Annotated in this window: 19 protein-coding genes; 11 read left to right on the top strand and 8 right to left on the bottom strand. The window is 71.5% G+C overall.

Features of this window, described 5'->3' with window-relative positions; genetic code table 11:
- Nucleotides 1-51 precede the first annotated feature (51 nt).
- From IE140_RS08205 to IE140_RS08190, 4 genes are all read left to right on the top strand, one after another.
- Nucleotides 52-1,620 carry a hypothetical protein gene (locus tag IE140_RS08205; RefSeq protein ID WP_229826729.1) on the top strand — a complete coding sequence of 523 codons (1,569 nt, stop codon included), beginning with the start codon at nucleotides 52-54 and terminating at the stop codon, nucleotides 1,618-1,620.
- Nucleotides 1,621-1,684: 64 nt separating this feature from the next.
- Complete coding sequence (locus tag IE140_RS08200) at nucleotides 1,685-2,827, top strand: ARPP-2 domain-containing protein (protein ID WP_150196484.1); 1,143 nt, start codon at nucleotides 1,685-1,687, stop codon at nucleotides 2,825-2,827.
- A gap of 145 nt (nucleotides 2,828-2,972) precedes the next feature.
- Nucleotides 2,973-4,007: a glutamine synthetase gene (gene glnII, locus IE140_RS08195; protein WP_150196485.1), complete on the top strand. Its 1,035-nt coding sequence runs from the start codon at nucleotides 2,973-2,975 to the stop codon at nucleotides 4,005-4,007.
- A gap of 386 nt (nucleotides 4,008-4,393) precedes the next feature.
- Nucleotides 4,394-5,062 carry a winged helix-turn-helix domain-containing protein gene (locus IE140_RS08190; RefSeq protein WP_189460230.1) on the top strand — a complete coding sequence of 223 codons (669 nt, stop codon included), beginning with the start codon at nucleotides 4,394-4,396 and terminating at the stop codon, nucleotides 5,060-5,062.
- Nucleotides 5,063-5,150: 88 nt separating this feature from the next.
- On the opposite strand, the gene IE140_RS08185 is transcribed toward IE140_RS08190, so the two are convergent.
- A complete protein-coding gene (locus tag IE140_RS08185; RefSeq protein ID WP_189460228.1) occupies nucleotides 5,151-7,268 on the bottom strand; it encodes an MMPL family transporter in 2,118 nt (705 codons plus the stop codon).
- A gap of 245 nt (nucleotides 7,269-7,513) precedes the next feature.
- On the opposite strand from IE140_RS08185, the gene IE140_RS08180 reads away from it, so the two are divergent.
- Together IE140_RS08180 and IE140_RS08175 are read left to right on the top strand one after the other, a co-directional pair.
- On the top strand, nucleotides 7,514-8,782 hold the full coding sequence (locus IE140_RS08180) for a sensor histidine kinase (protein WP_150195281.1): 1,269 nt from the start codon (nucleotides 7,514-7,516) through the stop codon (nucleotides 8,780-8,782).
- Nucleotides 8,767-9,414: a LuxR C-terminal-related transcriptional regulator gene (locus IE140_RS08175; protein WP_150195283.1), complete on the top strand. Its 648-nt coding sequence runs from the start codon at nucleotides 8,767-8,769 to the stop codon at nucleotides 9,412-9,414. The genes IE140_RS08180 and IE140_RS08175 overlap by 16 nt, the downstream gene beginning before the upstream one ends.
- 84 nt (nucleotides 9,415-9,498) lie before the next feature.
- Here the strand turns inward: IE140_RS08175 and IE140_RS08170 are convergent, their stop codons facing one another.
- Nucleotides 9,499-9,993, bottom strand: a complete 495-nt coding sequence (locus IE140_RS08170) for a MarR family winged helix-turn-helix transcriptional regulator (protein ID WP_150195285.1) — start codon at nucleotides 9,991-9,993, stop codon at nucleotides 9,499-9,501.
- Between the two features lie 32 nt (nucleotides 9,994-10,025).
- Between IE140_RS08170 and IE140_RS08165 the strand changes: the two genes are divergently transcribed.
- A complete protein-coding gene (locus IE140_RS08165) occupies nucleotides 10,026-10,571 on the top strand; it encodes a carboxymuconolactone decarboxylase family protein (protein ID WP_150195287.1) in 546 nt (181 codons plus the stop codon).
- A 76-nt stretch (nucleotides 10,572-10,647) separates the two neighbouring features.
- Nucleotides 10,648-12,171, top strand: coding sequence for a DUF1996 domain-containing protein (locus IE140_RS08160; protein ID WP_150195289.1), 1,524 nt, complete (start codon nucleotides 10,648-10,650; stop codon nucleotides 12,169-12,171).
- Between the two features lie 33 nt (nucleotides 12,172-12,204).
- Here the strand turns inward: IE140_RS08160 and IE140_RS08155 are convergent, their stop codons facing one another.
- Nucleotides 12,205-12,693 (bottom strand): hypothetical protein, encoded by a 489-nt coding sequence (locus IE140_RS08155; protein ID WP_150195292.1) that lies wholly within the window; start codon nucleotides 12,691-12,693, stop codon nucleotides 12,205-12,207.
- A 27-nt stretch (nucleotides 12,694-12,720) separates the two neighbouring features.
- Nucleotides 12,721-13,473: a class I SAM-dependent methyltransferase gene (locus tag IE140_RS08150; RefSeq protein ID WP_150195294.1), complete on the bottom strand. Its 753-nt coding sequence runs from the start codon at nucleotides 13,471-13,473 to the stop codon at nucleotides 12,721-12,723.
- 91 nt (nucleotides 13,474-13,564) lie between these two features.
- Here IE140_RS08150 and IE140_RS08145 point away from each other — a divergent pair, with 91 nt between their 5' ends.
- From IE140_RS08145 to IE140_RS08135, 3 genes are read left to right on the top strand one after another with little or no spacing between them, the layout of a single operon-like run.
- Entirely contained in the window at nucleotides 13,565-14,470 is a 906-nt protein-coding gene (locus IE140_RS08145) for a metal-dependent hydrolase (RefSeq protein ID WP_093439785.1), read from the top strand.
- A gap of 3 nt (nucleotides 14,471-14,473) precedes the next feature.
- Nucleotides 14,474-15,571, top strand: coding sequence for a PDR/VanB family oxidoreductase (locus IE140_RS08140; protein ID WP_150195296.1), 1,098 nt, complete (start codon nucleotides 14,474-14,476; stop codon nucleotides 15,569-15,571).
- Between the two features lie 35 nt (nucleotides 15,572-15,606).
- Nucleotides 15,607-16,335 (top strand): TetR/AcrR family transcriptional regulator, encoded by a 729-nt coding sequence (locus IE140_RS08135; RefSeq protein WP_150195299.1) that lies wholly within the window; start codon nucleotides 15,607-15,609, stop codon nucleotides 16,333-16,335.
- Nucleotides 16,336-16,341: 6 nt separating this feature from the next.
- On the opposite strand, the gene IE140_RS08130 is transcribed toward IE140_RS08135, so the two are convergent.
- From IE140_RS08130 to IE140_RS08115, 4 genes are all read right to left on the bottom strand, one after another.
- Nucleotides 16,342-17,046 carry a DUF2470 domain-containing protein gene (locus tag IE140_RS08130; protein ID WP_150195301.1) on the bottom strand — a complete coding sequence of 235 codons (705 nt, stop codon included), beginning with the start codon at nucleotides 17,044-17,046 and terminating at the stop codon, nucleotides 16,342-16,344.
- A 162-nt stretch (nucleotides 17,047-17,208) separates the two neighbouring features.
- Nucleotides 17,209-19,359 carry an ATP-binding protein gene (locus IE140_RS08125; RefSeq protein WP_150195320.1) on the bottom strand — a complete coding sequence of 717 codons (2,151 nt, stop codon included), beginning with the start codon at nucleotides 19,357-19,359 and terminating at the stop codon, nucleotides 17,209-17,211.
- 158 nt (nucleotides 19,360-19,517) lie between these two features.
- Complete coding sequence (pulA, locus tag IE140_RS08120; RefSeq protein ID WP_150195303.1) at nucleotides 19,518-24,836, bottom strand: pullulanase-type alpha-1,6-glucosidase; 5,319 nt, start codon at nucleotides 24,834-24,836, stop codon at nucleotides 19,518-19,520.
- A gap of 79 nt (nucleotides 24,837-24,915) precedes the next feature.
- Nucleotides 24,916-26,652, bottom strand: coding sequence for a carbohydrate-binding module family 20 domain-containing protein (locus tag IE140_RS08115; protein WP_150195305.1), 1,737 nt, complete (start codon nucleotides 26,650-26,652; stop codon nucleotides 24,916-24,918).
- Nucleotides 26,653-26,946 lie beyond the last annotated feature (294 nt).

The raw sequence follows: 26,946 nt of genomic DNA, 5'->3' as shown, positions 1-26,946 counted from the left end.
TGTTCGCGCCCCCATTCCCCGGCCGGCACTCCAGCCACCCGGGGGACGACCATGAACACGCCCGACAGCCATGCCGAGAGCCGCGCCGACAGCGCCGCCGACCTCGTCGCCGCCGAGGACGTCCTCCTCTTCGTGAACGCGGCGATCACCTCGACCGGGCAGCGCGAGTTCCGCTCCCGCGCCGTCGACCAGCAGCTCTCCCTGGACTTCCTGCACACCTACGTACGGGTCAACTACCGCCGGGTGTACGCGGCTTCGCTGGCGCTGGACATCAACCACCACAACGCGGCGCTCATCGTGCGCCGGCTCCTGGAGACCGCGGACGAGGCGTCCCCCGAGGAGCGGCGCACCGAGGGCCGGCTGATCGCGGCCCGGCTGGCGGCGCTGCCGCCGCAGCGCGTCTACCGGCTCTTCGGCGAGCTGCGCCGCGCCAAGGTCAACAACCGGCGCACCCGGGCGATCATGCGGGACTGGCTGGCGGCCCGGCCGGATCTGGGCCATGACGCGGTGAAGTACCGGGCCGGTCTGAAGACCGTCGCCCGGCACATCCACCTGCCCTGCCCCGAGGGGCGCGGACCGCTCGCCGAGGTCGGGGCGTTCCTGTTCCGGCCGGGCCGGCTGCCCCGGTACGAGCACGGGATGCTGGACGCCTGGCGGCGCGCCCACTACGAGCAGGGGGCCGTGGCCGAGCTGCCGTTCACGGTGGCGGAGGGGTTCGCCGCCAAGCACGGGATGAAGCGCGAGGTGTTCCTGAAGCGGGCCGCGCCCCGGATGACCCGGCTGGAGCGGCTGCGCACGCAGGAGCAGCGGGTGGTGGGTGACAGGCGGCCGGACGTCGATCTGACCGTGATGCCGCTGACCCGGCTCGCGCTGTACGTGCTGTCGCTCGGTTTCGAGGAGCGCTCCGAGCGCCGGGCCGAGCTGACCGGCGCCCTGCGCGTGGCGGCCCGGCGGGCGGCGGGCGCGCACGCGGGGAGCTGGGGTCGGGTGCACGCGGTGCTGGACGACAGCTTCTCCTCGTCCGGTTCGGGGCAGAAGGGGCGTCGGCCGCTCGCCGTGGCCCTGGCCTGCCACCACCTGCTGGAGGTGCTCGCCGCGCCGGGGGCGTACCGGGGACTGTGGACCTCGGGGGCGCGGGACGCCCTGCTCGTACGCCCCTGGGGGCCGACCCCGCTGGGGATGCGGATCCTGGACGCGTTGGAGCCGGGGGCCGACGGGGCTCCTCCGGAGCGGCTGGTGGTCGTCTCGGACGGCTGGGACAACGCTCCGGCGGGCCTGGCGGGCGAGGTGCTGCGGGTGTGGCGGCACCGGCTGGATCCGGCGCGGCGTACGGCGGTGGTGCACGTCAACCCCGTATACGACGCGGAGGGTTTCGACGTGCGGCGGCTGGCGGCGGGGGTGGCGACGGCCGGGATCCGGGACGCGGAGGACCTGCCCGCGCTGGTCGAGATCGCCCGGTTCGCGGAGGGGCGCACGGGCACCACGGAGCTGTACGCGTATCTGGACCGGCAGGTGGCCCGGTTCACCAGCGGAGAGGGAACGACCGCCGTGAAGCGGCTGGAATCGGCAGCGACGGGCGCCCGCACCGCGCAGGAGCCCGGAGAGGGAGCGGCCTCGTGAAGCGGACGGAGTCGGCACCGACGACCGTCCGCACCGCGCGGGCGCCCGGAGAGGACGTGACACCGTGAACCGGCTGGAGCTGACCGGACTCACCGCCGGTCCCGCGCAGGTGTGGGGTGGTGTCCGGCTCGTCCCGCTGATCCGCGAGGCGCCGGTGGCGGGGTTGCGGCTGCATCGCGAGGTGTACGAGGGGCTCGGCGCGGGGATCGTCGAGCTCGGGCCCCGGGAGCGCTACCTCTCGTACATCCCGCACGGGCTGGTCGCCGACTGGTCGGGCGAGGAGGACGGCCGGGCCCCGGGGGCGGGCCGGCAGTCGGCCGCGTACGGCACCCAGTTCGGTGGCGGCGACGCGCCCCGGGCCATGTCCCTGCCGGCGGTGCCGCACCACCGGATGGCCAAGCGGCGGCCCGGCGACCGGCTGCGGTTCCTGCCGCTGCACCTGGCGCTGGAGGGGTATCTCGCGCTGCACTTCGGCGGTCCGTCGACCGCCTGGGAGGAGTGGTCGCGCACGGCCCTGCGCGACGGGCTCTCGCCGCGTGCCGAGGACGCGTACCTCGGGCTGTCGGTGCGCGGGCTCGCGGACGCGCTGCGGATCTTCGAGATCCACCCGGGCCAGTGCGGGATGATGGTGTACGTCTCCGACGCGCTCGCCTCCGCGTTCGTGGTGCCGCACCCGGACGACTACCGCCTGCTGCACGCCTCGCTGGTGGAGGACCTCTACGGGGAGCTGGTGCACCAGTACGCGCTGTACGGGGCTCCGGTGGCCGACACCCCGGTGCGGATTGGGGGTGCGGACCACATCCGGGATCTGGGCGAGCTGCGGTCGGCCGCGCGGACGCAGGAGCGGGCGTGGGCCGAGGCTCACGACACCCTGTTCGCGCGGGAGCTGCTGGACTCCTCGTACGCGTTCGAGCGGGTGTACCGGATGAAGTCCTTCACCCTGTGGCGCTTTCTGCCGCCGTTCGTCCGGGACGGGGGCGGGCAGCACATCGGGGAGACGATCACCGATCACAAGGGGCAGGTCGCCTACCTCAAGACGTTCCGGCTCTCCGACGCGCAGATCCGCCGGGGCCATCTGCTGCGGACCGTGGCCGGGGCCGACTGGGAGCTGGACCGGGCGGCCGCGGCGCTGGGGTCGAGCCGGGAGGAGCTGGTGCGCCGGATGCGGGCGGCCGGGTTCTCGGCCCTGCTCAGGAGCAGCCTCTGAAACGCAGCCCCTACGGCCGCCCGCGCACCGCGGAAAACCGCAGGAAACCTCGGTAACACGGGGTTCACACATGGGCAACGGACGGGAAATCGCGTCTTGCCAAGCTGCGCTGCATAGACCGCTGCACCCGCAAAGGATGGCGTCCGTGACGTTCAAGGCTGAGTACATCTGGATAGACGGCACCGAGCCGACCGCCAAGCTTCGCTCCAAGACGAAGATCATGGACGGCGCGCCGTCGGGGGACGTGGCGGATCTGCCGATCTGGGGATTCGACGGTTCCAGCACCAACCAGGCCGAGGGCCACGCGTCCGACCGGGTGCTGAAGCCCGTCTTCACCTGTCCCGACCCGATCCGCGGCGGCAACGACGTCCTCGTGCTGTGCGAGGTCTTCAACATCGACATGACGCCGCACGAGTCCAACACACGTGCCGCGCTGCGTCCGGTCGCCGAGCAGTTCGCGGGCCAGGCACCGATCTTCGGGATCGAGCAGGAGTACACCTTCTTCGACGGCCACCGGCCGCTCGGCTTCCCCGAGGGCGGCTTCCCGGCCGCGCAGGGCGGCTACTACTGCGGGGTCGGCGCGGACGAGATCTTCGGCCGCGAGATCGTGGAGAAGCACCTCGACAACTGCCTGGCGGCGGGGCTCGGGATCTCCGGCATCAACGCCGAGGTCATGCCCGGCCAGTGGGAGTTCCAGGTGGGCCCGCTGTCCCCGCTGGACGTCTCCGACCAGCTGTGGGTGGCCCGTTGGCTGCTCTACCGCACCGCCGAGGACTTCAACGTCTCCGCGACGCTGGACCCGAAGCCGGTCAAGGGCGACTGGAACGGCGCGGGCGCGCACACCAACTTCTCCACCAAGGCGATGCGCGAGGGCTACGACGCGATCATCACCGCGTGCGAGTCGCTGGGTGAGGGCTCGAAGCCGATGGACCACGTGAAGAACTACGGCGCGGGCATCGACGACCGGCTCACCGGTCTGCACGAGACCGCCCCGTGGAACGAGTACAGCTACGGCGTCTCCAACCGCGGCGCCTCGGTCCGTATCCCGTGGCAGGTCGAGCAGGACCGCAAGGGGTACATCGAGGACCGCCGTCCGAACGCCAACGTCGACCCGTACGTCGTCACGCGGCTGATCGTCGACACCTGCTGCACCGCGCTGGAGAAGGCCGACCAGGTCTGATCCCGACGCCGACCGCGTACGTACGAGGGGCCCGCCGGTTCGCCGGCGGGCCCCTCCCGCGTGGGCGCGTGCCCCCTCCCGGGCGGGTCCGGCGGGCGTCGCGTGAGGAACGCGACGCGAAGGGTCCGTATCGAGGGGCGAGAGGAGTCTGATGCACCGCCGCAATGTCTGCTTCAATGGAGCACATGGCCAGCTTCCAGTACATCGCGTCGGGTCGCAGCGACCTCGAACCGTTCTGGCCTTCCCGTCAGCACCATGATTTCGACCGGGTGTGTTGCCGCGCGTGGAACGCGCAGGCCCACTAAAGCCGCTCACCCCGGCCTTTGGTCCGCGCGTACGACGAACGTCCGTCCCTGACGACTTCTCGCGCGAAAGAGCTGACCCTCATGGCGAACACTCGTACCTTCTCCGCCGCGTCCGCCGCCACCGCGGCGTCCCCGGCATCCGCTGCGGCCCACCCCACCGCCCGCTCCGTCCCCGCCCGTTCCCTGCCCGCCCACCCGAACCGGCAGCGGCTGCGCGCGGTCGACCGCGACGAGGTCGCGGCCCCGGCCGATGTGGCGGGCTTCCTCCCGCCCGGGGCCACCTGGCTGCCCGCCCCGCCGCACACCCTGCCCTCGCTGCCCGGCCGGCCCCCGATGATCGGGTACCTGGTGCTCGTGCCGGCCGACCAGCAGCCCGCACTCGCGGGGGCCGTCGCCGACTCCCCGCTCCGGCCGGCGCCCGACGCGGGCTCCGGTGCCGCTGCTGCCGCCGGCGCCGAGGGGGGGTCGGCCGGGCCGGTGCGGATCGACGCCACCCGGCGTACGGCCTCCGTCGACGGCGTCGCCCTCGACCTCACGTATCTGGAGTTCGAGCTGCTGGCCCATCTGGTGGCGCATCCGCACCGGGTGCACACCCGCGACCAGTTGGTGACGACGGTGTGGGGCTACGGGCATGTGGGCGACGGGCGCACCGTCGACGTCCATGTCGCCCGGCTGCGCCGCAAGTTGGGGGCGGAGTACCGCCGTTCGATCCAGACGGTCCGCCGGGTCGGGTACAAGTACACGCCCTGACCGGCGCCCGCACCCGTGCGGCGGCCCCGGACCACGGTTCCTCCTCACCGTGGTCCGGGCCCGCCCCCGTGTGCTCGGACCCGTCCGCTCAGACGCGTACGGTGTCGCGCGCCGGCTCGGCGGGCTCCTCCTGCTCCAGGCTCGGGAGCCGGGAAAGCCCGCGCGGGGTACGCCAGTTGCGCTCGCCCAGCAGCAGCATCACGGAGGGCAGCAGCACCATCCGTACGACGGTGGCGTCCAGCAGGACCGCGACGGCGAGGCCGACGCCCATCTGCTGCATGTCCTGCATGGACAGCGTCCCGAAGACCGCGAACACCGCCACCATGATGGCCGCCGCTCCGGTGACCGCCCCGGCGGTGCGGCGGAGACCGGTCTCGATGGCCGACCGGTTGTCCAGGCCGCCACCGCGTGCCTCGCGGATCCGGGAGACGACGAAGACGTGGTAGTCCATGGAGAGGCCGAACAGGACGACGAGAACGAACAGCGGCATCCACGCCTCGATCGCGCCGACGCCCTCCGAACCGATGAGCGAGGCGCCCCAGCCGTGCTGGAAGACGGCGGTCATCACCCCGTAGGAGGCTGCCACCGAGAGCAGGTTGAGGACGATGGACGTCACGGCGATGACGTAGCTGCGGAAGCAGAACAGCATCAGCAGGAAGGTGACCGCCGTGATGAAGGCGAAGACCGGGACGATGCCGCGGCGGAGCTGGTCGTTGAAGTCGACCGATCCGGCGGTCTCGCCCGTGACGTGGGTCTTCGCCCCGGTGCCGTCGAACGCGGCGGGGAGGGTCCGCTCGCGCAGTTCGGTGAGGTCGGCGGTGCCGCCGGGGAGGGGGATCTCGATCTCGGCGACGTTCTTGTCCCGGTGGACGGTGACGTCCTCGAAGCCGCCCAGGGACTTGGCGACCTCCGGGGCGGTGATGTCGGGCGCGGTGACCACGACGAGGGCGGGGGCGGGGCCGCCGGGGAAGCTGTCGGTGATGCGGTTGTACGCGATCGAGAGCTGCGAGTCGGAACCGAACTGCTTCTCCAGGCCGAGCGATTCGGTCTTCATGCCCAGGGCGGGCGCGGCGAGGGCGAGCAGCAGAACGACGGCGGCGACAGCGAAGGTGCGGGGGCGGGTGAGGACGGGGCCGAGCAGTCGGCCGGTGATGCGGCCGCTGCCCGTGTTGCCGTGCTTGGCGCGGCGGTTCAGCAGCGGGATGCGGCCCGCGTCGACGCGGTCGCCGAGCCAGGAGAGCAGGGCGGGCAGGACGGTGACCGAGCCGAGCATGGCGATGAAGACGACGATGATCGTGGCGAGCGCGAAGCCCTTGAACAGCAGGAGTCCGGAGAGGAACATGCCGCCCATCGCGACCATCACGGTGAGGCCGGAGACGAGGACCGCCCGGCCGCTGGTGGCCGCCGCGATGCGCAGGGCGGTCTCGGCGTCCCGTCCGGCGGCGCGTTCGTCGCGTTCGCGGCGCAGGTAGAAGAGGCAGTAGTCGACGCCGACGGCGAAGCCCATCAGGAACATCACCGAGTACGTGGTCTGGAACAGGTGCAGTTGGTGGCTGGCGATCGAGAGGAGGCCGAAGGCGGCCATGCACGCGGTGAGGGCGAGCCCGACCGGGAGCAGGGCGGCGACGATCGCGCCGAAGGCCACGACGAGGATGCCGAGGGCCAGCGGGACGGCGGTGAACTCGGCCTTCTTGAAGTCCTCGGCCAGCAGGTCGCCGAGCCACTTGCCCGCGCTGGCCTCGCCGAACTGGTGGATCTCGACGTCCGGGTGGTCGTCGCCCACGGCGGCGACCGCGTCCAGGACGGGCTGGATCCGGTCGGGCGAGGTGGCGGCGTCGCCCTTCATCTCGAAGGTGATCAGGGCGTCCTTGCCGTCCTTCGAGGGGACGGCCGGAACGATGTTCTGTGCCTCGCCGGTCTCCCGTACGGCGTCGGAGAGGGCCTGGGCGGCCGGCTTCCAGTCGCCGGCGGCGGGTGCGGAGACCATGACGAGTTCACCCGCGGGCTTGTCGAGTCCGGCGTCGAGCAGGATCTGCTCGGCACGGGCGGACTCTCCGGCACCGTTCTCCGCGTTGGTCATCTCGACCATGCCGGTGGCTCCGCCGATGCCCGTGGCGAGCACGACGAAGAGCAACCAGCCGAGTACGGCGGTCTTGCGGTGGCGTGTGCTCCACACGCCGATGCGTGCGGCGAGGTTGCGCCTCATGTGGTCTCTCCCCCGGAGGTAAGCGTCAGGTAAGTGGTTCGGGACGCTTCGAATCTAGGAATCGGGGGCGGTCCGCCCCAGCCGTCGAAGCCCCCGGCCGTGGAGGCGTAGGGGGCGGATGCGGGGGTGGTGCCAGGTACACCCCCTTCGGGTGGCGGACCGGCTGACGCGGCGGGGCCGGCCCGGGTGAGACTGGCCCCCGGACCGGGGATCGGCCCGGCTCCGGTGAGGGGAGAGGATCCACGATGAAGGCGATGACGGGGCGGCTGCGGCCGTCGATGCTGGCAGCGGGGCGGGGGCTGTACCTGTCCGTGGTCGGCCTGGCGGTGTCCATCACCCTGTTCGTGCTCGCGGTGCTCTCGATCTCCTTCATCCTGCTGGGCATCGGGGTGTTCACCACCCCGGTGGTGCTGGAGGCGGTCCGCAAGCACGCGAATCAGCGGAGGCTGTGGGCCATAACCTGGGCGGACGTGCGGATCCCGGTCCCGTACCGGCCCTTCCCCAGGGACCTGCGGCCGGGTCTCACCGGTCAGGTGGAGCGCACCACGCTGATGCTGAAGGATCCGGCGACCTGGCGGGATCTGCAATGGCTGCTGGTGGACATGACCGCCGGCACGGTGCTGGCGGTCCTGTCGGCGGCCCTGATGATCTACCCGGTGGAGGGACTGGTTCTGGCGGCGGGGCTGTGGCGGGTGTTCAGGGACGATCCGTACTGGTACGGGTTCGTGCCGGTGGACAGCCAGGCGACGGCCTTCGCGGCTCTGGCGCTGGGGATCGTGCTCTTCCACGTCGGACTGTGGGCGAGCAGGCCGCTGCTGCGGCTGCACTTCTCGCTCGCCCGTACGGTGCTGGCGCCGACCCGGGACGAGGAGCTGGCGCAGCGCGTCGAGCGGCTGACCGAGACCCGGCACGAGGCCGTGGACACCGCGGCCGCCGAACTGCGGCGCATCGAGCGGGACCTGCACGACGGTGCGCAGGCCCGGCTGGTCGCGATGGGCATGAACCTGGGCACGATCGAGGCGCTGATCGAGAAGGATCCGGCACAGGCGAAGAAGCTGCTGGCGATGGCCCGGGAGTCGTCGGCGGAGGCCCTCACGGAACTGCGCGACCTGGTCCGGGGCATCCACCCGCCGGTCCTCGCCGAGCGCGGTCTCGGCGACGCGGTCAAGGCGCTGGCGCTGCGGCTACCGCTCGCCTCCGAGGTGACGGTGGAACTGCCGGGCCGGGCCGAGGCCCCGGTGGAGTCGGCGGCGTACTTCGCGGTCAGCGAGGCCCTGACGAACACGGTGAAGCACGCGAAGGCCGAGCGGGTGTACGTGGACCTGCACCATGCGGAGGGGATGCTCCGGATCTCCGTGACGGACGACGGGCGGGGCGGGGCGGCGATCGGATCGGGCTCGGGCCTGAGCGGGATCGAGAGGCGACTGGGTACATTCGACGGCGTCCTGGCCGTCAGCAGTCCCGCGGGCGGTCCCACCATGGTGACCATGGAGATCCCTTGCGAGTTGTCCTAGCCGAAGATCTCTTCCTGTTGCGCGACGGCCTGGTGCGCATGCTGGAGGCGTACGACTTCGAGATCGCCGCGGCTGTGGAGACCGGGCCCGAACTGACCGAGGCACTGGCCTCGTTGGAGCCGGACGTCGCCGTCGTCGACGTCCGGCTCCCGCCGTCGCACACGGACGAGGGCCTCCAGTGCGCGCTGGCCGCCCGCCGGGCCCGGCCGGGGCTGCCGGTGCTGGTGCTCTCGCAGCACGTGGAGCAGTTGTACGCCCGGGAGTTGCTGGCGGACGGCAACGGCGGCGTCGGGTATCTGCTGAAGGACCGGGTCTTCGACGCGGACCAGTTCATCGACGCGGTACGGCGGGTGGCGGCGGGCGGAACGGCGATGGATCCGCAGGTCATCTCGCAGCTTCTGTCGCGCCGTTCGCAGGACAAGCCGATCGGCGGCCTCACCCCGCGCGAGCGGGAGGTGATGGAGCTGGTGGCGCAGGGCAGGTCGAACGCCGCCATCGCCGCGCAGCTGGTCATCACGGAGCGGGCGGTGGCCAAGCACACGTCGAACATCTTCGGCAAGCTGGACCTGCCTCCGTCGGACGATGACAACCGCCGGGTGCTGGCGGTGCTGGCGTATCTGGACCGCGGCTGAGCGTGTGCGCGCGGGCCGGTTCACCGGCTGTACGCGGCCGGGGCTTCCCGGCTCCGTCGTACGCGGCCGGGGCCCCGGCTCCGTTCAGCCCGTGAACCAGCCCGCCGCGTCGAGCCGGAACGCGCCGCCCGGGGCCATCGTGCGGAGGTCCCGCTCCAGGGCGTTCAGCCGGTCCTCGCCGAGCGTCCGGGCCCACTCCGCCCGCAGCCGGTCGAAGCCCTCGGCGGACCGGGTCAGCAGGTCGACGCCGTGCGGGGTGAGGCGGATCAGGGTGCGCCGGCCGTCGGCGGGGTCCGGGGCGCGCTCCACGTAACCGAGGGTCTCCAGCTTGTCGACGGTCTTCCCGGCGGCCTGTTTGGAGACCCCGAGGCGCCGCCCGATCTCGCTGATGGCCGCGCCGTCGGGGCCCACCGCCTGGAGGGCGAAGCCGTACGCGGGCCGGGTCTCGGGGTGGCCGTGCTCGGCGAGGTCCCGGTGCAGGGCGTCGATGATCGAGCGGAAGCCGGCGAAGAGCAGCAGCGGCAGTTCGAAGCCGTTGCGAGCTTCGACAACCTGGTTTACCTTTTTTTCGTCAACCATGTTGTCGATCCTATCTCCGCGAGAGGTTCGCCATGCCCTTTGCCGATCTCACCCCCGCAACCGCCTCGCCCGCATCGAGGCGTGCCATGGAGGCGGTGACGGAGCGCCTCGGCTACCGGCCCGCCGCCGTCGCCCGGCTCGCGGCCTCGCCCCACGCCCTGGACGGATTCCTGAAGATCAGCGCGATCTTCGACGCCTGCACGCTGGACCCGCTCTCCCGCGAGGTCGTCGTGATGACGATGGCGACCCGCAACGACTGCCACGTCTGCGTCGCGATGCACACGGCGAAACTGGCCGCCCTGGACGCCGGCCCGGCGCTGATCGCCGCTCTGCGCGACGGCGCGGAGGACCCTCTGCCGGACGAACGCCTGGACGCCGTAAGGCGGTTCACCCTGGCGGTGCTCGCCTCGGCGGGCGCGGTGGACGACGCGGATCTGCGGGACTTCCTGGCGTACGGCTACACCGAGCAGAACGCGCTCGAAGTGGTCCTGGGCATCGGCGCGTACACCCTGTCGACCCTGGCCAACCGGCTCACCGGGGCCCCGGTCGACGAGCAACTGGCCGCGTTCGCGCGATAGCCGGGGGTGAGCTGAACGGGTTGGGCTCTCCGTCCGTATGGGACGTCACGCTTCTCCCTCGAAGCAGAGGAGTCCCATGCGACGCATATCGCGCAAGAAACGTTCCACGCTGGCCAACCGGGCCATCGCCGCCTCCGCAGCCCTGATCCTGGGGGGAGGCGGTCTGGTCGCGGTCAATGTCTACGCCTCCGCGGGAGAAGGACCGTCCGGTTCCTCTCCGCCCACCCGGACGCAGAACGCCGGCGGCCAGCTGTCCACCATCGACTGCCCCGAAGCCGTCAACGGACTGCCCGACGTGCCGGACGAGGCACGTGGGGAGGTCGACCGCGAACTCGCGGCGATGGATACCCAGATCACCGACGCCTACCGACAGTTCGCGGACCGGAAGGAGCAGATAGCCCGCGACCCGGGGCTGGCGGAGAACGCCGTGCTCGGCCCGTTGCGCAGCAAGCGGACGGCGAGCCTCGACCGCATCGGTATCGCGATCGGGCGCGCGGGCGAGCGGCCGACGGGGTTGGAGAGCCTCGCCGGATGCAGCCTGCGCGCCGATGACAGCCGCGGCGGTAACGGCGGCCCCGGTGGCGGTGGTCAGGACGACGGCCAGGGCCAGGACCAGGGTCAGAATCAGGGCCAGGATGGGGGCCAGGGGCAGGACCCGGGAGGCCAGGACCCGGGACAGGGGCAGGATCCCGGGCAGGGGCAGGGCCAGGGCGGCAACGGGCCCGTGGCCGCCGATTTCGTCGATATCCAGTCCGTCCAGCCCAACGTAGACCGGCCCCGCCAGCGCCGCGGCGCGTCCCGGGGCACCTTCACCACCGACTGCGGCCGTAATGAGAACGGGAAGTTCAACCCGGACAACGTCATCGTCGCGCCCGGCGTGAGCAACGGCGCGCACCATATGCACGATTACATCGGCAACCAGGCCAACGACGCCTTCGCGAGCGACGACGATCTGGCGAACGGCGCGACCACCTGCCGCAACCAGGGCGACCGCTCCACCTACTACTGGCCGGTCCTGCGCCTGCAGAACGGGCAGGACGAGGACGACGTGAACGCGGACGGCGGTGGCCGGGACCAGAACGTCGGGGAGATCCAGACCCCGTCCCAGGTGACGCTGAAGTTCGTCGGCTCGCCCGTCGGCAGGGTCACCGCGATGCCGCGCTTCCTGCGGATCATCACCGGGGACGCGAAGGCGTTCACCAACGGCGACGCCAACGCCAACGCCTCGTGGAGCTGCACCGGATTCGAGGACCGCCAGCTGACGGACAAGTATCCGATCTGCCCCGAGGGCAGTCAGGTGGTGCGGACGTTCGCCTTCCAGAACTGCTGGGACGGGCAGAACACGGACAGCGCCAACCACCGCACCCATGTGGCGTTCGCGCAGGAGAACGGCCGGTGCCCGAACGGGTTCCGGGCGGTGCCGCAGCTGGTGCAGCGCATCGTCTACGACGTTCCGCCGGGGCCCGGCTTCGCCGTGGACTCGTTCCCCGAGCAGTTGCACAAGCCGATCACCGATCACGGTGACTTCATCAACGTCTTCGACGACCGGCTGATGAAGAAGATGGTGCGGTGCATCAACGACGGCCGCCGCTGCCGCTGACGCGGCGCGTGCGGCCCCCGTGAACCTGCGCGGTCAGCCCGGGTGGTGGCCGGAGTGCCCGTCCTCGCTCCCCCCTCCGCCACTGTTCCCCGAGTGGTGAGGCGAGGCGGTCTCCACTGTCCCCCCGAGCCGGCCGCGCAGCGCCGCCACCACCTCCGGATCACCGACGGCCACCCACTGCCGTCCGACGAGGTAGGAGCCTCCGTAGTCCTTGGCCTCGTTGATCCACTCCCGCTGCCCGCGGTCGGTGGCGAAGGTGGTGAGGACGTAACGCCCTTCGCCTGTCTTGCAGTTGGCCTGCCGGAGCTCGGCCGCGTCGGTCTGCACGTTCGGGTCGCAGCCGGCCTTCTTCGCCAGCTGCTCCAGCGTGCCCGTCGCGGCCGGCTTCGGCGTGGGCCGCTCCCGGCCGCCGTTGTCGTCGGCCGGTTCCGTGCTGCACCCGGCCAGAATCAGAAATCCCGCCAGGACAAGGGCTGTTGCCCCGCCGCGCCGCGTGTTTCGCCATTCCGGTTGTGTCACCATCGGGCCATCCTGCACCCGAAAGCGGGGCTACGGGTGGGCTACGGCAAGACTCACGAGATACGCCTCCTCGACCTCGCCGTCCGGGAACAGAGCTGCCAGCAGGGCCCGTTCGCGGTCGAAGAAGTCGCGGACCGCCACCGGATCGCCGATCAGGAAGTCGGAGTGGGTGGCCATGTTGGCGATATGGGCATCGACCGGTACGCGGCGGCTCCACGCCACCTGCCGGGTGCGGAAGTCCAGCCCGTCGGGCAGTACGGCACGGTGGCGGGCCCATACGTCGGTGGCGGCCGGGATGTCCACCTTGAAGAAAGCCCGCATCCGGTTCTCCTGGTCGACCAGCCACTCCACCGACGGGTCACCGTCGTTCCACCACAGGGCGAGCGCCCCGCCCGGCCGCAGCACCCGGCGGGCCTCGGGGATCGAGCGGACGGGGTCGGTCCAGTGCCACGCCTGGGCGTACGTGATCAGGTCCATCGACCCGGTCCGCAGCGGCAGGTTGTTCCCGTCGCCCCGCACCAGCGGCACGTCCGGCAGGCTCCGGGCGAACTGCTCGGCCATCCCGTCGCCCGGCTCCACCGCGGTGACCCGGGCCCCGCGTTCGTACAGCCGGGCCGTGCCGAGCCCCGTGCCCGCGCCGACGTCCGCGACCCGGGCTCCGGCCAGCGGGATGCCGGCCAGCTCCTCGACGGCGTCGAACAGCGCGGGCGGATAGGAGGGGCGGTGGGCGTCGTAGGCGGCGGCGGTGGCGTCAAAGGAACGGGCCTGCACGGGTTTCGTCATACAGCGATCATCGCTCGACGCCTCCCGGAGCCTCACGGAATTTCCCTGCACGCCTCTGGTCCGCCCGCTTACCCCTCAGTACATTGACAACATGTCTAACACGCAGCCAGCGGCGGTCGCGTCGGAGCGGACGCACCTCAAGGCCCGCAAGGTGTCCTTCGCCTGGGAGAAGACCCCCCTGCACTGGGTGCCGGGCGACCCGTTCACCACGCACACCATCAACGTGCTCCACCTGCTGCTCCCGGCCGGGGAACGCTGGTTCATCCACGTCTACCGGCAGATCCTCCCGTACATCCACGACGACCGGCTCCGCGAGGACGTCATCGGGTTCATCGGGCAGGAGGCCGTGCACTCGCAGGCCCACGACGATGTGCTGCCGCATCTGCGGGAGTTGGGCCTCGACCCGACGCCGTACACCGCGCAGGTCGACTGGTTCTTCGAGAAGCTGCTCGGGGACCGGACGCTGCCGCCGGGGCGGGCGTCGAAGTGGTGGCTGATGGAGCGGGTGGCGATGATCGCGGCGATCGAGCACTACACCGCGTTCCTCGGCGACTGGATCCTCAACGCCGAGGCCCTGGACCGCAAGGGCGCGGACCCGACCATGCTGGACCTGCTGCGCTGGCACGGGGCGGAGGAGGTGGAGCACCGGTCGGTGGCCTTCGACGTCTTCATGCATGTGGACGGCGGCTACCGGAGGCGCGTGCGCACCTGGGCGGCGGCGTTCTCCGCGCTGGTGTTCCTGTGGCAGCGCGGCACCCGGTTCTTCATGGAGAACGACCCCACGCTGCTGGACGGCAAGGCCTCCTTCAAGGCGTTCCACGCTAGCGGCAAGCAGGGCACGCTGCCGAGCACGGGCGCGATCCTGCGCTCCGTCCCGAGTTATCTCAGCCGGTCCTACCATCCCTCGCAGGAGGGCAGTACGGCCCAGGCCGTGGACTATCTGACCCGCTCCCCCGCCGCCCTGGCCGCCGAGGCCGAGACGGCGAAGGGGGCCTGACCGATGGCGCTCCCCCGTCTGCGTACCGTCGTGCTGGTCTCCGGCGCCGCCCTGCTCACCCGGCGCGCCCTGAAACGCCGGATCGCCCGGTCCCCGCTGTGGCCGCTGCCCGCCCTGCCCGAGCCGGTATCGGGTCACTCGAAGCGGCGCGCGACGGCGGTCCGCAAGCTGCTGATCACCGGGCGGACCGAGGTCGCCGAAGGGGTCGTCCGGCTCCGGCTGGAGGGGCCCGGCCTGCCTCCCTGGTCGCCCGGGGCCCATCTGGACCTGGTGCTGCCGTCCGGTCTGGTGCGGCAGTACTCGCTGTGCGGCGACCCGGCGGACACCGGGGCGTACACGGTGGCGACCCGGCTGGTGGCGGACGGCCGGGGCGGTTCGCGGGAGGTGCACGAACAGCTCCAGGAGGGCCTGGAGGTGGAGGTGCGGGGGCCGCGCAACCGCTTCCCGCTGACCGGGGCCCCGGGGTACGTCTTCGTCGTCGGCGGTATCGGGATCACCCCCGTCCTGCCGATGCTGCGGGCGCTGGCCGCGTCGGGGGCCGAGTGGCGGCTGCTGTACGGGGGCCGGTCGCGGGCGTCGATGCCGTTCCTGGAGGAGATCGAGAAGCTGGGCGCGGACGGGGACCGGGTCACGGTCGTCGCGCAGGACGAGGCGGGCCACCCGGACGTGGCGGGGGCGCTGGCGAACCTCGCCCCGGGGACGGCGGTCTACTGCTGCGGTCCCGAGCCGCTGATGGCCGCCGCCACCGCCGCACTGCCCGAGGGCTGCACGCTGCACCTGGAGCGGTTCTCGGCGGCGACGGGCGGCACGGCGGGCTCCGATGGGGGCTCCGAAGGCTCCGAGGCGTTCGAGGTGGAGCTGCGGCGCAGCGGGCGTACGGTGCCGGTCGCGGCCGGGCAGTCGGTGCTGGCCGCCGTCCGCGCGGAGCTGCCCCATGTGGCGTACTCCTGCGAGCAGGGGTTCTGCGGGACCTGCCAACAGCGGGTGCTGGAGGGCGAGATCGACCACCGGGACGAGTTGCTGACCGAGGACGAGCGGGGCGACTCGATGCTGATCTGCGTCTCGCGGTGCCGGGGCGGGCGTCTCGTCCTGGACCTCTAGGGTCTGTGAGTGCGCACCCCGGATAGGCTGTTCGCATGACGACGGGGGTGCGGCGCAGGATGGGCGTCGACGAGCGCAGACAGCAACTGATCGGCGTCGCGCTGGACTTGTTCAGCCGCCGCTCGCCCGAGGATGTGTCGATCGACGAGATCGCCGCCGTCGCGGGGATCTCGCGGCCGCTGGTGTACCACTACTTCCCCGGGAAGCAGAGCCTGTACGAGGCGGCGCTGCGGCGGGCCGCCGACGAGCTGGCGGCCCGCTTCCTGGAGCCGCTCGAAGGGCCTCTGGGCGCGCGGCTGTTGCGGGTGATGGGGCGGTTCTTCGACTTCGTCGACGAGCACGGGCCCGGTTTCTCGGCGCTGATGCGCGGCGGGCCCGCGGTCGGCTCCTCGACGGCGAACGCCATGATCGACGGGGTGCGGCAGGCCGCGTACGAGCAGATCATCACGCACCTCGGGGTGGCCGAACCGCCCGCCCGGCTGGAGCTGGTGGTCCGCTCCTGGGTGTCGCTCGCCGAGTCGACGGCGCTGATCTGGCTGGACGGGCGGCGCATCCCGCGCGAGGAGCTGGAGATGCAGCTGGTGCACGACTTCGCGGCGCTGGCCGCCGTCAGTGCCGCGTACGACCAGGAGATGGCGGGCATCGTGCTGCGGATGCTGTCCCAGGAGCCGGCGGACGGTCCGTTCGGGGATCTGCTGGCGCGGCTCTCCGCGTTCGCCCCGGACGATCCCGCCGTGCCGGCCCAGCGGCTGCCGAAACCGTAGGACCACTCAGGCGGGCAGGCCGTTGCGGTGGGAGACGCGTCGGGCGGCGGCCAGCAGCGCGTGGATCTGCGGGCCCGCCTGGTCGATCTCGGTGACCGGCCGGGGGAAGGGCAGCCGGACGTCCTCGTGGGTGTCCGGGTATTCGAGCCGCAGGGTGACGCCGTACCGGTCCATCGCCAGCGGCACGGCCCGGGTCATGCCGCGCTCCGGGCGGGGGTGGACCAGGCGCAGCAGCAGCGGGACCAGTTCGGCGTGGTCGTCCACGAGATGGGTGAGCATGCCCGCCTCGCAGGCGGCGATCGGGTCGGTCTCCGCCTCCTCCAGCTCCTCCAGGGTGACGAAGGTGCGCCCCTCGGCGTCCTCCAGGACGGCCTGGCCGAACTCCATGCAGGTGGACTGTTCGGTGTCGGTGCTGTACGGGGAGGCCAGCAGCCCGGTGACCGTGACGCGGGCGCGCAGCCGGTCGCGTACGGGAGTGGCGGCGATGTCCGTGAACTCCAGGCGGGACGGGACGCGTTCGGCGCTGGGCGCGTGGTTGCCGTCGTTCGGGGCGTGCAGGTGGATGTGGCCCATCGCTCCCGTGCCGTCCAGGCGGCGGACTTCGGTGTGCAGCCCGTCGCTGACCACCGTCATGGAGTGGGCGACGGTCAGGATCGACCGGACACGCTCGGCGCGGGTCGGCTGCGTGGCGCGGGGGCGGGAAAGACGCATCCGAGTTCTCCAGGGAGGGTCAGCGGAACCCAAGCGGCTACTTAGGTATGCCTAACCTTACCCACAAGGCGGTGGATGCGGGTAGTCCGGGGACACGAGTGCGGCTCAGCCCCTGGTCGGAGCCGCGGTTCGGTCCTGGCCGGAGTCGGAGTCCGGCCCTGCTCAGATTTGCAGTTCGGTGCGCAGCGCTGCGGCGAGGCCGACCTCCGCGTTGTCCGACTGGCCGCGCTCGAAGGCCCGCTGGTACGCCTCGTCGCCGACGGCCGCCCGCGCCTGGAGTTCGCACCGCTCGCGGACCGGGCCCAGCTCGGGCGTGCCGCGCTGGGGGTGGCCGACCATCCGCCAGTACGCGTGCCCGGTGCCGTAGACCCGGGCGGCCTGGGCGCCCGCGCCCTGGGCGGCGATGGCGGCGGCCAGGAGGTCCAGGCCCAGGGCGATGCCGAAGCTGTCGCGGAGCCGGTGTTTGCCGGCGAGCATCGCCCGGGCGTACGTGGCGGAGGCCTCCGGGCGCCCCTGGAGCAGGGCGATCAGGGCGAGCTGGTAGTCCACGTAGGATCGGGTCCAGAACTCGCCGCCGCGTTCGCAGGCCCGGCGCAGCGCGGTCGCCGCCGCCTCGGACTCGGCGAGCCGGCCGAGTGCGGTGAGCGCGAAGACGGTGACGAGGCGGCAGCGCAGCCGGTGGCCGGAATCCACGGGAACGCCCTCCGTCATCCGCAGGACGCGCCCGGCCGCCTCCAGGGCCGCGTCGGGCTCCCCGGTCATCAGCTGCGTGATGCCGGAGAGATACGTGGCGGCGAGCATGCCCTCGTCGTCCCCGTCGTACAGGGCGGTGGCCGTGCAGAGCGCCCCGTACTTCTCGGCGGTCGCGAAGTCGCTCTGGAGCAGGGCCGCGACGCCGAGCACCCACTGCAGTCTGGTCCGGTGGGGGCCCTCGACGGGGCCCGCGTCCAGGGCCCGCTGGGCGTAGTTCCGGGCCTCGGAGAGATGGCCGCAGCAGGCCCAGAAGAAGCCGACCCGGCCCGCCATCTCCTGGGCCCCTTCGGCGTCGTGGGCGAGCAGGTGCTCCAGGGCCGCGCACAGGTCCAGGTGGGTGTCGGACACCGTGTGGTACCAGGAGACCTGGTCAGGGCCGGTCCAGCCCTCGTGGGCACGGCGGGCGAGGCCGAGGAAACTGTGCGCGTGCCGGTCGGCGGCCGCGCGGGCCTCGCCCAGCTCGGCGAGCCACATGCGGCCGTACTCGCGCAGGGTGTCGAGCATCCGGTAGCGGTCGCCGTCGCGCTGGACGACGGACTGGGCGACGAGCCCCTGGAGCGCCCGGTCCACCTCGCCGGGGGTGAGCGGTCCCCCGGCGCAGACCTCGCGGGCGACCTCGGCGTCGAAGTCGGTGCGCAGCGGGGTGAGCCGGGCCCACAGGAGACGTTCCAGCGGCGTACACAGCTCGTGGGACCAGCCGATGGCGGTGCGCAGGGTGCGGTGGCGGCGGGGCCAGGCGGTCTCGTCGGCGAGGAGGTCGAGCCGGGACGTGCCGGGATCTGCCGCCGCCCCGACGCCTCCGGGGAGCCCGGCCGCACCGGAGGAGCCGTGCGCCCCGGACACGCCGACGGTGAGGCCCGGGGCGTCGAAACGGGTGCCGATGCGGGTGGCGAGCTGGGCCACGCTGTGCCGGCCGATGCCCGCGGCGGCCAGTTCGATGGCGAGCGGGATGCCTTCGAGGCGGCGGCAGATCTCGGCGGCGGCCGCCTCGTCCCCGGGAGCGTCGAGGCGGGCCCGCGGGTCGGTGGCGCGCAGCCGGTCGGCGAAGAGCTGGAGGGCGTCGGGCGCGCCGTCGACCGGGAGCGGCGGCACCTCGACGACGTGCTCGCCGCGGGTGCCGAGCGGCTGCCTGCTGGTGACCAGGACGGTCAGGGCGGGCGAGGTGGTGAGGATCTCGGCCAGCAGGTGGGAGCAGGGGCCGCGGAGGTGTTCGGCGGAGTCGAGGACGAGCAGGAGGTGCTTGTCCGCGAGCCATTCGCAGAGCGCCTCGACGGGCATCCGCAGGGTGTGGTCGGCGAGCCCGACCGCGTCCGAGACGGTCGGGAGCAGCAGCCGGTCGTCGGAGAGCGGGGAGAGGTCGGCCCACCAGGCGCCGTCCGCGTAACGGCCGGCGACGGCGCGGGCGGACCGGAGCGCGAGCCGGGTCTTGCCGACCCCGCCGGGGCCGATCAGCGTGGTCATCCGCCGGGTGGTCAACGCGGTGTGCAGCCGGGCCAGTTCGGCCCGCCTCCCGACGAAGCTGCTCGTCTCCTCGGGAAGGTATCCCACGTTGGTCATCATCACCGTCCGCACGCTGGGGCAGGGTGCGCCGGCGGGCCGACGGCCGAGGCCGGCCCCGCACTCCCCCGGAGGGGTGGGCGGGGCCGGCCGGACGGTACCGGGTACGGCTGTCGCGGCTCCGTTGCCGACGTCTGCCGTCACCGTAGTGCCGCGGGTGGTCAGCGCAGAGTGAAGACGGCCGCGGTGCGTCCCGGGACGGTGAAAGTGGCCGATTTCCCGTCGTACCTGGCTCGTTTGACCGTAAGATCCGCACCCTTGGCCTGGACCGGGTGCAGCGCGTACGTCTTCCCGGCCGGTGCGGCGAGCCGCTGGGTCGCGGTGTCCGGGGCGGCGTTGAGGACGACGACGAGCTTGCCGAGGCGCATGGTGATCACGCCGGGGGTCTCGTCCTTGCCGGAGAGCGGGAAGGACAGGGCGGACTGCACCTGGTCCGCGGTGCGCAGGGAGAACTCCTTCTCGGTGGAGCGGATGGTGAGCAGGTCGCGGTAGGCGGCCGAAGCACCGTCGATCTGGGCGCACTTGGGCGCGATGGTGCCGGTGGCGGCCAGGAGCGGCTTCGCGTACGACCACTTGTCCCGGTTGTCGGCGGCGGGCGGGAGGCCCCGTCCGAAGCCGTTGCCGTCGCGGCAGTCCCAGTGCAGGGCGTTGAACCAGTCGCCGCTGTCGTAGGAGTTGCGGTCCAGGGACTTGGAGCGCAGCAGGTCGGTGCCCGCCTGGGAGAGCGAGGGCCCCTGGGAGAGGACGGAGGCGGCCATGGCGACCACCTGGGCCCTGGCCCGCTCGGCGGCCGAGGAGTCGGCCGGGAGCTTGAAGGCGAGGGCGTCGAAGAGGGTCTCGTTGTCGTGGGCGTCGGAGTAGGCGAGCGCGTCGCCGGGTACGGCCGCGTATCCGGCGGGCGCCCCGTTGTAGTCGACGTCGGAGCCCTTGACCGTGCGCCCGGAGGTGTCGGTGAAGGTGTAGTTCGCGAGGTTGCCGGTGAGGCCGACCTTGATCAGGTCCTGGTAGTGCAGCAGCCGGGCCTTCTGTTCGGCGCGGGTGCCGTTGGCGGGCGAGGAGTTGGGGTCGGTGTAGAGGCCGGAGGCGAAGCCCTGGACGCCGGGGTCCTCGTCGAAGGGGCCGCCGCCGCGCACGGCGTCGCGGGCCCGGTCGGAGAAGGTGGCGATGCCGGTGCCGGCCATGTTCTTCTGGGTGGCTTGGACGAAGCGGGCGTCATCGGCGATCTCGCCGAAGTTCCAGCCCTCGCCGTACAGGATGATCTTCTTGCCGTCGACGCCGTCCTTGGCGGGGGTGAGCCGGTCCAGCGCCTTGCGGACCTCCAGGATGTTGTCCTTGGGGTGGTGGCCCATCAGGTCGAAGCGGAAGCCGTCGACCTTGTACTCCTTCGCCCAGGTGACGATCGAGTCGACGACGAGCTTGCCCATCATGGTGTTCTCGGGCGCGGTGTTGGCGCAGCAGGTGGAGGTGGCGACGGTGCCGTCCTCCAGGAGCCGCTGGTAGTAACCGGGCACGATCCGGTCGAGGACCGACTTGTCGTCCTGCCCGGAGGCGACGGTGTGGTTGTAGACGACGTCCATGACCGTGCGCAGTCCGGCCTGGTTCAGGCCCTGGACCATCTGCCGGAACTCGACCGTGCGCTCGGTGCCGTCCGGGTCGGAGGCGTAGGAGCCCTCGGGGACGGTGTAGTGGAAGGGGTCGTAGCCCCAGTTGAAGCCGTCCTTGGCGGCGGCCTTGCTCACGCACTCCTGCTGCTTCTCGGAGTCGGGTGCGTGGGCGGTCAGGTCGCAGTCGGGGGTCGCCTGGTCCTTCTTCTTCTCCGGGACGGTCCCGATGTCGAAGACGGGCAGCAGGTGGACGTAGCTGGTGCCGGAGTCGGCGAGCTTCTTCAGGTGCCGCATGCCCTTCGAGCGGGTGTCGGTGAAGGCCCGGTACTCACCGGGGTGCTTCGCCGTGCGGTCCGTGATGGAGAAGTCCCGGACGTGCAGCTCCTGGATCTGGGCGTCCCGCAGCGGGGTGGCGGCGGGCTTCTTCAGGCCGGACCAGCCGCGCGGCGCGAGCTTCGGGTCGGTGAGGTCGACGACGAGGCTGCGGGCGGAGTCGGCGGTCAGGGCGGTGGAGTAGGGGTCGGTGACCTTGTTGGTCACCAGCTTCTGGACGGTGGGGGCCCAGACGGTCACGGCGTACCGGTAGGGCTTGCCCTGCCAGCTCTTCTTCCCCGTGACGGACCAGACGCCGGTACGGTCGTCGCGCTTCATCGGGACGCGGCGGCCGTCGAGTTCGAGCGAGACGGTCTGCGCGGTCGGGGCCCACACGGAGAGCGTCGGCGTGGACTTGCGGAAGACCGGACCGAGTTCGGCCGAGGCGGCCTTCTTGCCGTACAGGTCGTCCAGGATTCCGGCCGTCTGTACTCCGGTGGCGGCGAGCAGGGCCCCGTTGGCGGCGCGCTGGGTCGCGATCAGCTGGCCCCGCAGGGACTCGCGGACCCGGTCGCGGTCGCGGGCGTCGACGGTGAACGCCGGATAGTCCTTCAGGTGGGGGAACTTCGCCTTCTGCGCGTCGTTCAGCTCGCCCTGCTGGAGCCGCAGCCACTGCCCCTCGTCGGAGAGCGCCCCGTCGACGACGGAGATGCCGCCCTCCTTCGCGTACACGAGCTGCTGGCTGGTGGCGTCGGTGGCCTTCACCTTCCAGACGACGGTGTTCGCGTCGATCCACTGCGCCTCGGCCTTCGACAGGTCGGGGGCCGCGCCGCCGCCGGTCTGCGGCAGGAGGTAGCCGGGCTTGCCGCCGAGCATCCAGACCTCGTGGCCGTAGGTGGCGAGGTCGAGGGACTGGTCGCTCGGGAGGTCCTTCTCGTCACCCTTGTGGAGGATGTAGCTGAGGCTGGTGGCCCCGTCGACGAGCGGCACTTCGAAGGTGACCCCGTAGGCGTCCTTCTTCACCGGCATCAGCGGCTTGGCCCAGTCGGTGGGCTCCTTGGCGCCGGTCCAGGTGTGCAGCCCCCAGCCGTCGTAGTTCCCGTCGGGGCGGTGGTAGTTGAGGACCGCCTTGGTGGTGTCCTGCGGCGGGGTCTCGGGGGCTTCGGCCGTCTGCCCGTCCTTGCCCTGCTCGATCCAGACCTGTCCGGTCACGCCGAGGTCGATGGTCCGCCGCGGCCCGTCGGCCGTGCCGTTCTTCTCGACGGTGTAGGGGACGGAGTCGGTGCCCTTCTCCAGGTCGAGCCAGGCGAACGCGCCGTACGCGTCCCGTCCGATGAACTCGGCCGTCCTCTCACCGGACTTCAGCTGCCAGCCCTCGTAGTCGCCGTCGGGGCGCTGGTAGTGGACGACGGCCCGGTCGCGCTCGACGGCGACGGGCTTGCCGGGCGGCGGGGCCTGGCCGGCGGTGGTGGAGGCAAGGGCGCTGGAGGTGCGGCCGGCGCGGTCGACGACAACGGCCTTGTAGCGCAGGGGCGTTCCCGCCTTGACCGTCTCGTCCAGGTGCTGGGTGACCTTGTACGGAGCGTGGTCGGCGGTGCCGAGGGTCTGCCACTTGCCGTTGCCGACCTGGGCGGCGAAGACGACGCGGTTGAGCTGTCCCCCGTCCACGTCGGCCGTGATCTCGACGGTGCCGGTGGCGCCGGCGGCCGGGGCCTTGAGCGAGACCCCGGGCTTGGCGGCGGGGGCACCGACGGTCCGGTCCGCCTTCAGCACGAGGCTGGACAGGGCGGGCACGGTGACAGTGACCTTCTTGTCCTTTCCGCTGCGGACCGCGCCGGAACCTCCGTACACCGTACGGAAATTCATCTCGGCCGACTCGGTGGCGAGCTGGACCCTCCTCGGTGTCGCGCCGTTGTTGGAGGCGACGAGGTACTCGTACGGCCGCTCGGTCGCGATGCGCGAGGTGGCGTACACCGAGCCGTCCGCGAGCCGCTCGATCTGGGTGCCGTCGCGCAGCGCCGGGTGCTCCTTGGTGAGCTTCGAGAGCGCGGCGATGGAGCGGTAGACGGGGTGCTTCGTGTCGTACGCGTCCGAGGCGTGGGTGCGGTCGGTGCCGAGCTGGTCGTCATCGAGGTAGTCGGCGGTCTTCGAGGCGAAGAGGGTCTGGCGGGAGTCCTTGTCGCCGCCCGCGCCGGTGAAGCCCTGCTCGTCGCCGTAGTAGATCACCGGGTTGCCGCGGCCGAGGAACATCAGCTCGTTGGCCAGCCGGGCCCGCTGCAGCAGCTCGGCGTCATCCGCCTTCGGGTTGTCCTGCTTCAGGAAGGTCCCGATGCGGCCCATGTCGTGGTTGCCGAGGAAGGTGACCTGCTCGTAGGCGTTGGCCTTGTCGGTGGTGTAGCGGAAGTCGTTGCCGTACACCGAGGCGAGCTTGTCGGCGGGCGCGCCCTGGGAGGCGAACTGCCGGGCGGCGTCCTGGAACGGGAAGTCCAGCGTGGAGTCCAGGCGGCCCCGGGTGACGTACGGCGATGTGACCTCGGTGTCGGCGGAGTAGACCTCGCCGAACATGAAGAAGTCGTCCCGGCCGCGCTTGGCCGCGTAGGCGTCGAGCGCGGTGGCCCACTGGGTCCAGAAGTCGAGGTCGACGTGTTTGACGGTGTCGATGCGGAAGCCGTCGATGTCGAAGTCGCGGACCCACTTCTCGTAGATCTTCTCCATGCCCTTCACGACCTCGGGACGCTCGGTCCACAGGTCGTCGAGCCCGGAGAAGTCGCCGTACTCGTTGGACTCGCCGGCCCACGTCGAGTCGCCCCGGTTGTGGTACATGGTCGGGTCGTTGAGCCAGGACGGAACCTTCTTCTCCGCGCCGGGGGCCTGCACCGGGGAGTACGGGAAGGAGTCCCGGTCGACCTTCTTCACGCCCTCGCGGTCGTCGAAGGGGCGGCCGGTCCTGTCGAGGTAGGGGAAGGCGCCCTTGGGCTTGTAGCCGTAGGCCTTCTCCGCGTAGTCGACGGTGTCGGCGGTGTGGTTGGTGATGACGTCGAAGAAGACCTTCATGCCCTTGGCGTGGGCCTTGTCGATCAGCTTCTCCAGGTCGGCGTTGGTGCCGAAGTGCGGGTCGACCTGGGTGAAGTCGGTGATCCAGTAGCCGTGGTAGCCCGCCGACGCGTCCTTGCCGGTGCCCTGCACGGGCCGGTTCTTGAAGATCGGGGCCATCCAGATGGCGGTGGTGCCGAGGCCCTTGATGTAGTCGAGCTTCTGGGTCAGACCCTTGAGGTCGCCGCCCTGGTAGAACCCCTTGTCGGTGGGGTCGTAGCCGTGGTCGAGGCGTGAACCGGTCAGCCCGCCCCGGTCGTTGGAGGCGTCGCCGTTGGCGAAGCGGTCGGGCAGCACGAAGTAGAACTGCTCGCGGGTGAGGTCGTGCCGGGCCGCCTCACGGGCGAGTTTCGCGTCCGAGGGCGGGGACGGCGGCCGGGGCGATGCGGCGGCGGTGGCCGCCGGGACGACGGGCAGCAGCGCCACGCACAGGGCGGCCACCGCCCCTCGTCTGAGGGTCGTTCGGGACACGGAGGGTGCTCCTCGGGGCTTGATCGGTGCGGAGACGGGCCGGTGGCGATGCCACCGGCCCGTCGGCGAGGGGTACGGGTCAGCCGCGCCAGACGTCGGCGGTCAGCGTGACCTTCCCGGAGGCCGGGACGGTGGCGGTGCGGTTGGCGCCGCTCTCCCAGGTGACGTTGCCGGCCGCGTCCTTGCGGACGTACTTGTAGGCGAACGTGGTCCCGGCGGGCAGGGCGACGTCCAGCTTCCAGACGGGGTACGTGGCCGGGTCGAGCTTGGGGGCGTTCGCCGGGTTCCAGTTGCCGAGGGCGGACTGGTCTCCGGTGACGTGGATGTTCTGGCCCGGCTGGGTGGTGGCGTTGACACCGAAGGAGGCGCCGGAGGAGCCGTTGCCGGGGTCCGGGTCGGGGTTGGTGCCGCCGCCCCCGGAGCAGGTCCGGGCGTTCGCGTGCAGGGCGACGGCGGTGCCGGCCGGGACGGTGGCGGTGAACTGGCCGGAGCCGTTGACGGTGACGCCCTTGCCGGACTGGACGTCGCAGTAGTCACCGGCGGGCAGCGAGGTCTGGAAGGTGCGGTTCAGCGCGGAGCCCTCGTGGTTGATGGCGACGTACGCCTTGTTGCCCCGGCCGAAGGCGATCTGGTCGCCGCCGTTGTCCCACCAGTTGGTGACGGCCTGGCCGCGCGCGGTGTTGCGGAAGCCGACCATGGAGGAGATCTCACGCCAGGCGTGCTGGCACTTCCAGCCGTCGCTGTAGCAGGCGTTGACCTGGCCGCCGTTCGGGGGTCCTGCGTCGTGGTCGCTGAACTCGTAGCCGGAGTGGACGTCCGGGGAGCCGTAGGGCCAGGCCAGCATGAAGACACCGGCCAGGGTGTAGGCGGAGCCGTTCTTGTAGTTGAGGGTGTCGCCGCCGCGCTCGGTGTCGTGGTTGTCGACGAAGACGGCGGACTTCCCGGACTCCATGAAGCCCCAGCCCTCGCCGAAGTTCTTCAGGTGGGCGAGGTTCTCGTTGAGGAAGACCTGCTTGAGGCTCCGCCCGTACCGGAACTCCTGGACGTCTCCGCTGCCCAGGTACTCGGAGGGCGAGACGGCCTCCCCGGCCCCGTAGATCGCCTCGTGCTTCCAGTAGACGTTCGGGTTGGTCAGCCGGGACTTGATGTTGGCCAGGTCGGCAGCGGGCATGTGCTTCGCGGCGTCGATACGGAAGCCGTCCACGCCGAGCGAAAGCAGGTCGTTGAGGTACCCGGCGATCTTGCCGCGTACGTAGTCCTCACCGGTGTCCAGGTCGGCGAGGCCGACCAGCTCGCAGTTCTGGACGTTGCCGCGGTCGTTGTAGTTGTTGCCGATCTGGGTGCGGCAGTCGTCCATGTCGGCGCCGGAGTAGAGGCCCGGGTAGTCGTACTTGGTGTACGCGGAGCCGCCGGTGCCGGTGCCGTTCCCGGCCGACATGTGGTTGATGACCGAGTCCGCGACGACCTTCACGCCCGCCGCGTGACACGTGTTGACCATGGCGGAGAAGGCGGCCCGGTCACCGAGCCGGCCGGCGATCTTGTAGCTGACGGGCTGGTAGGAGGTCCACCACTGGCCGCCCTGGATGTGCTCCTGGGGCGGTGAGACCTGGACGTAGCCGTAGCCCGCCGGTCCGAGGGTGTCCGTGCAGGCCTTGGCTATGGAGGCGAACTTCCACTCGAACATCACGGCGGTGACGTCCTTGTCGCCCGGAGCGGCGGCCTGCGCGGGGGACGCGGCGCCGAATCCGGTGGGGACGACGAGGGCGGCGGCGCCGGCCACGAGGGCGAGTGCGGCAGACAGGGGTCTGCGTGCCATGTCTTTCCTCCTGCGGGTGGGGGAAGCGGGGATGACGGTGCAGCCTCAGTCGGCAACGCGCCGTGCCCTCAAGGCTCATGAAGGTTCTTGCTGCAAGAATGCAAACCTTGCCGCGGACCAGACCGTACGAGGCCGCCAGGCACCGGTCAACCCTTTGGACATCAAGCGCTCACATCCACGAAACAAGCCATTTTTCTTCGCGATTTCTTGCTGCAAGGTCTTTCGCAAGATATTGCGGGCCTGTTACGTTGCCTCTGACTCCGGTCCGGTCGGCCGAGGGTTCCGGCCCGTCCG

The organism is Streptomyces parvus, from assembly GCF_014648875.1.
In the GTDB taxonomy this organism is placed as follows: domain Bacteria; phylum Actinomycetota; class Actinomycetes; order Streptomycetales; family Streptomycetaceae; genus Streptomyces; species Streptomyces parvus.
The sequence above is the reverse complement of the archived record's forward strand: the minus strand, read 5'-3'. Positions and strand labels throughout refer to the sequence as shown.

Bases quoted from the DNA above. Each gene is read 5' to 3' on its own strand.
- IE140_RS08205 (WP_229826729.1), top strand. From the start codon at position 52: ATGAACACGCCCGACAGCCATGCCGAGAGCCGCGCCGACAGCGCCGCC.
- IE140_RS08190 (WP_189460230.1), top strand. From the start codon at position 4,394: ATGGCGAACACTCGTACCTTCTCCGCCGCGTCCGCCGCCACCGCGGCG.
- IE140_RS08185 (WP_189460228.1), bottom strand. From the start codon at position 7,268: ATGAGGCGCAACCTCGCCGCACGCATCGGCGTGTGGAGCACACGCCAC.
- IE140_RS08180 (WP_150195281.1), top strand. From the start codon at position 7,514: ATGAAGGCGATGACGGGGCGGCTGCGGCCGTCGATGCTGGCAGCGGGG.
- IE140_RS08170 (WP_150195285.1), bottom strand. From the start codon at position 9,993: ATGGTTGACGAAAAAAAGGTAAACCAGGTTGTCGAAGCTCGCAACGGC.
- IE140_RS08165 (WP_150195287.1), top strand. From the start codon at position 10,026: ATGCCCTTTGCCGATCTCACCCCCGCAACCGCCTCGCCCGCATCGAGG.
- IE140_RS08160 (WP_150195289.1), top strand. From the start codon at position 10,648: ATGCGACGCATATCGCGCAAGAAACGTTCCACGCTGGCCAACCGGGCC.
- IE140_RS08155 (WP_150195292.1), bottom strand. From the start codon at position 12,693: ATGGTGACACAACCGGAATGGCGAAACACGCGGCGCGGCGGGGCAACA.
- IE140_RS08150 (WP_150195294.1), bottom strand. From the start codon at position 13,473: ATGACGAAACCCGTGCAGGCCCGTTCCTTTGACGCCACCGCCGCCGCC.
- IE140_RS08145 (WP_093439785.1), top strand. From the start codon at position 13,565: ATGTCTAACACGCAGCCAGCGGCGGTCGCGTCGGAGCGGACGCACCTC.
- IE140_RS08140 (WP_150195296.1), top strand. From the start codon at position 14,474: ATGGCGCTCCCCCGTCTGCGTACCGTCGTGCTGGTCTCCGGCGCCGCC.
- IE140_RS08135 (WP_150195299.1), top strand. From the start codon at position 15,607: ATGACGACGGGGGTGCGGCGCAGGATGGGCGTCGACGAGCGCAGACAG.
- IE140_RS08130 (WP_150195301.1), bottom strand. From the start codon at position 17,046: ATGCGTCTTTCCCGCCCCCGCGCCACGCAGCCGACCCGCGCCGAGCGT.
- IE140_RS08125 (WP_150195320.1), bottom strand. From the start codon at position 19,359: ATGATGACCAACGTGGGATACCTTCCCGAGGAGACGAGCAGCTTCGTC.
- IE140_RS08115 (WP_150195305.1), bottom strand. From the start codon at position 26,652: ATGGCACGCAGACCCCTGTCTGCCGCACTCGCCCTCGTGGCCGGCGCC.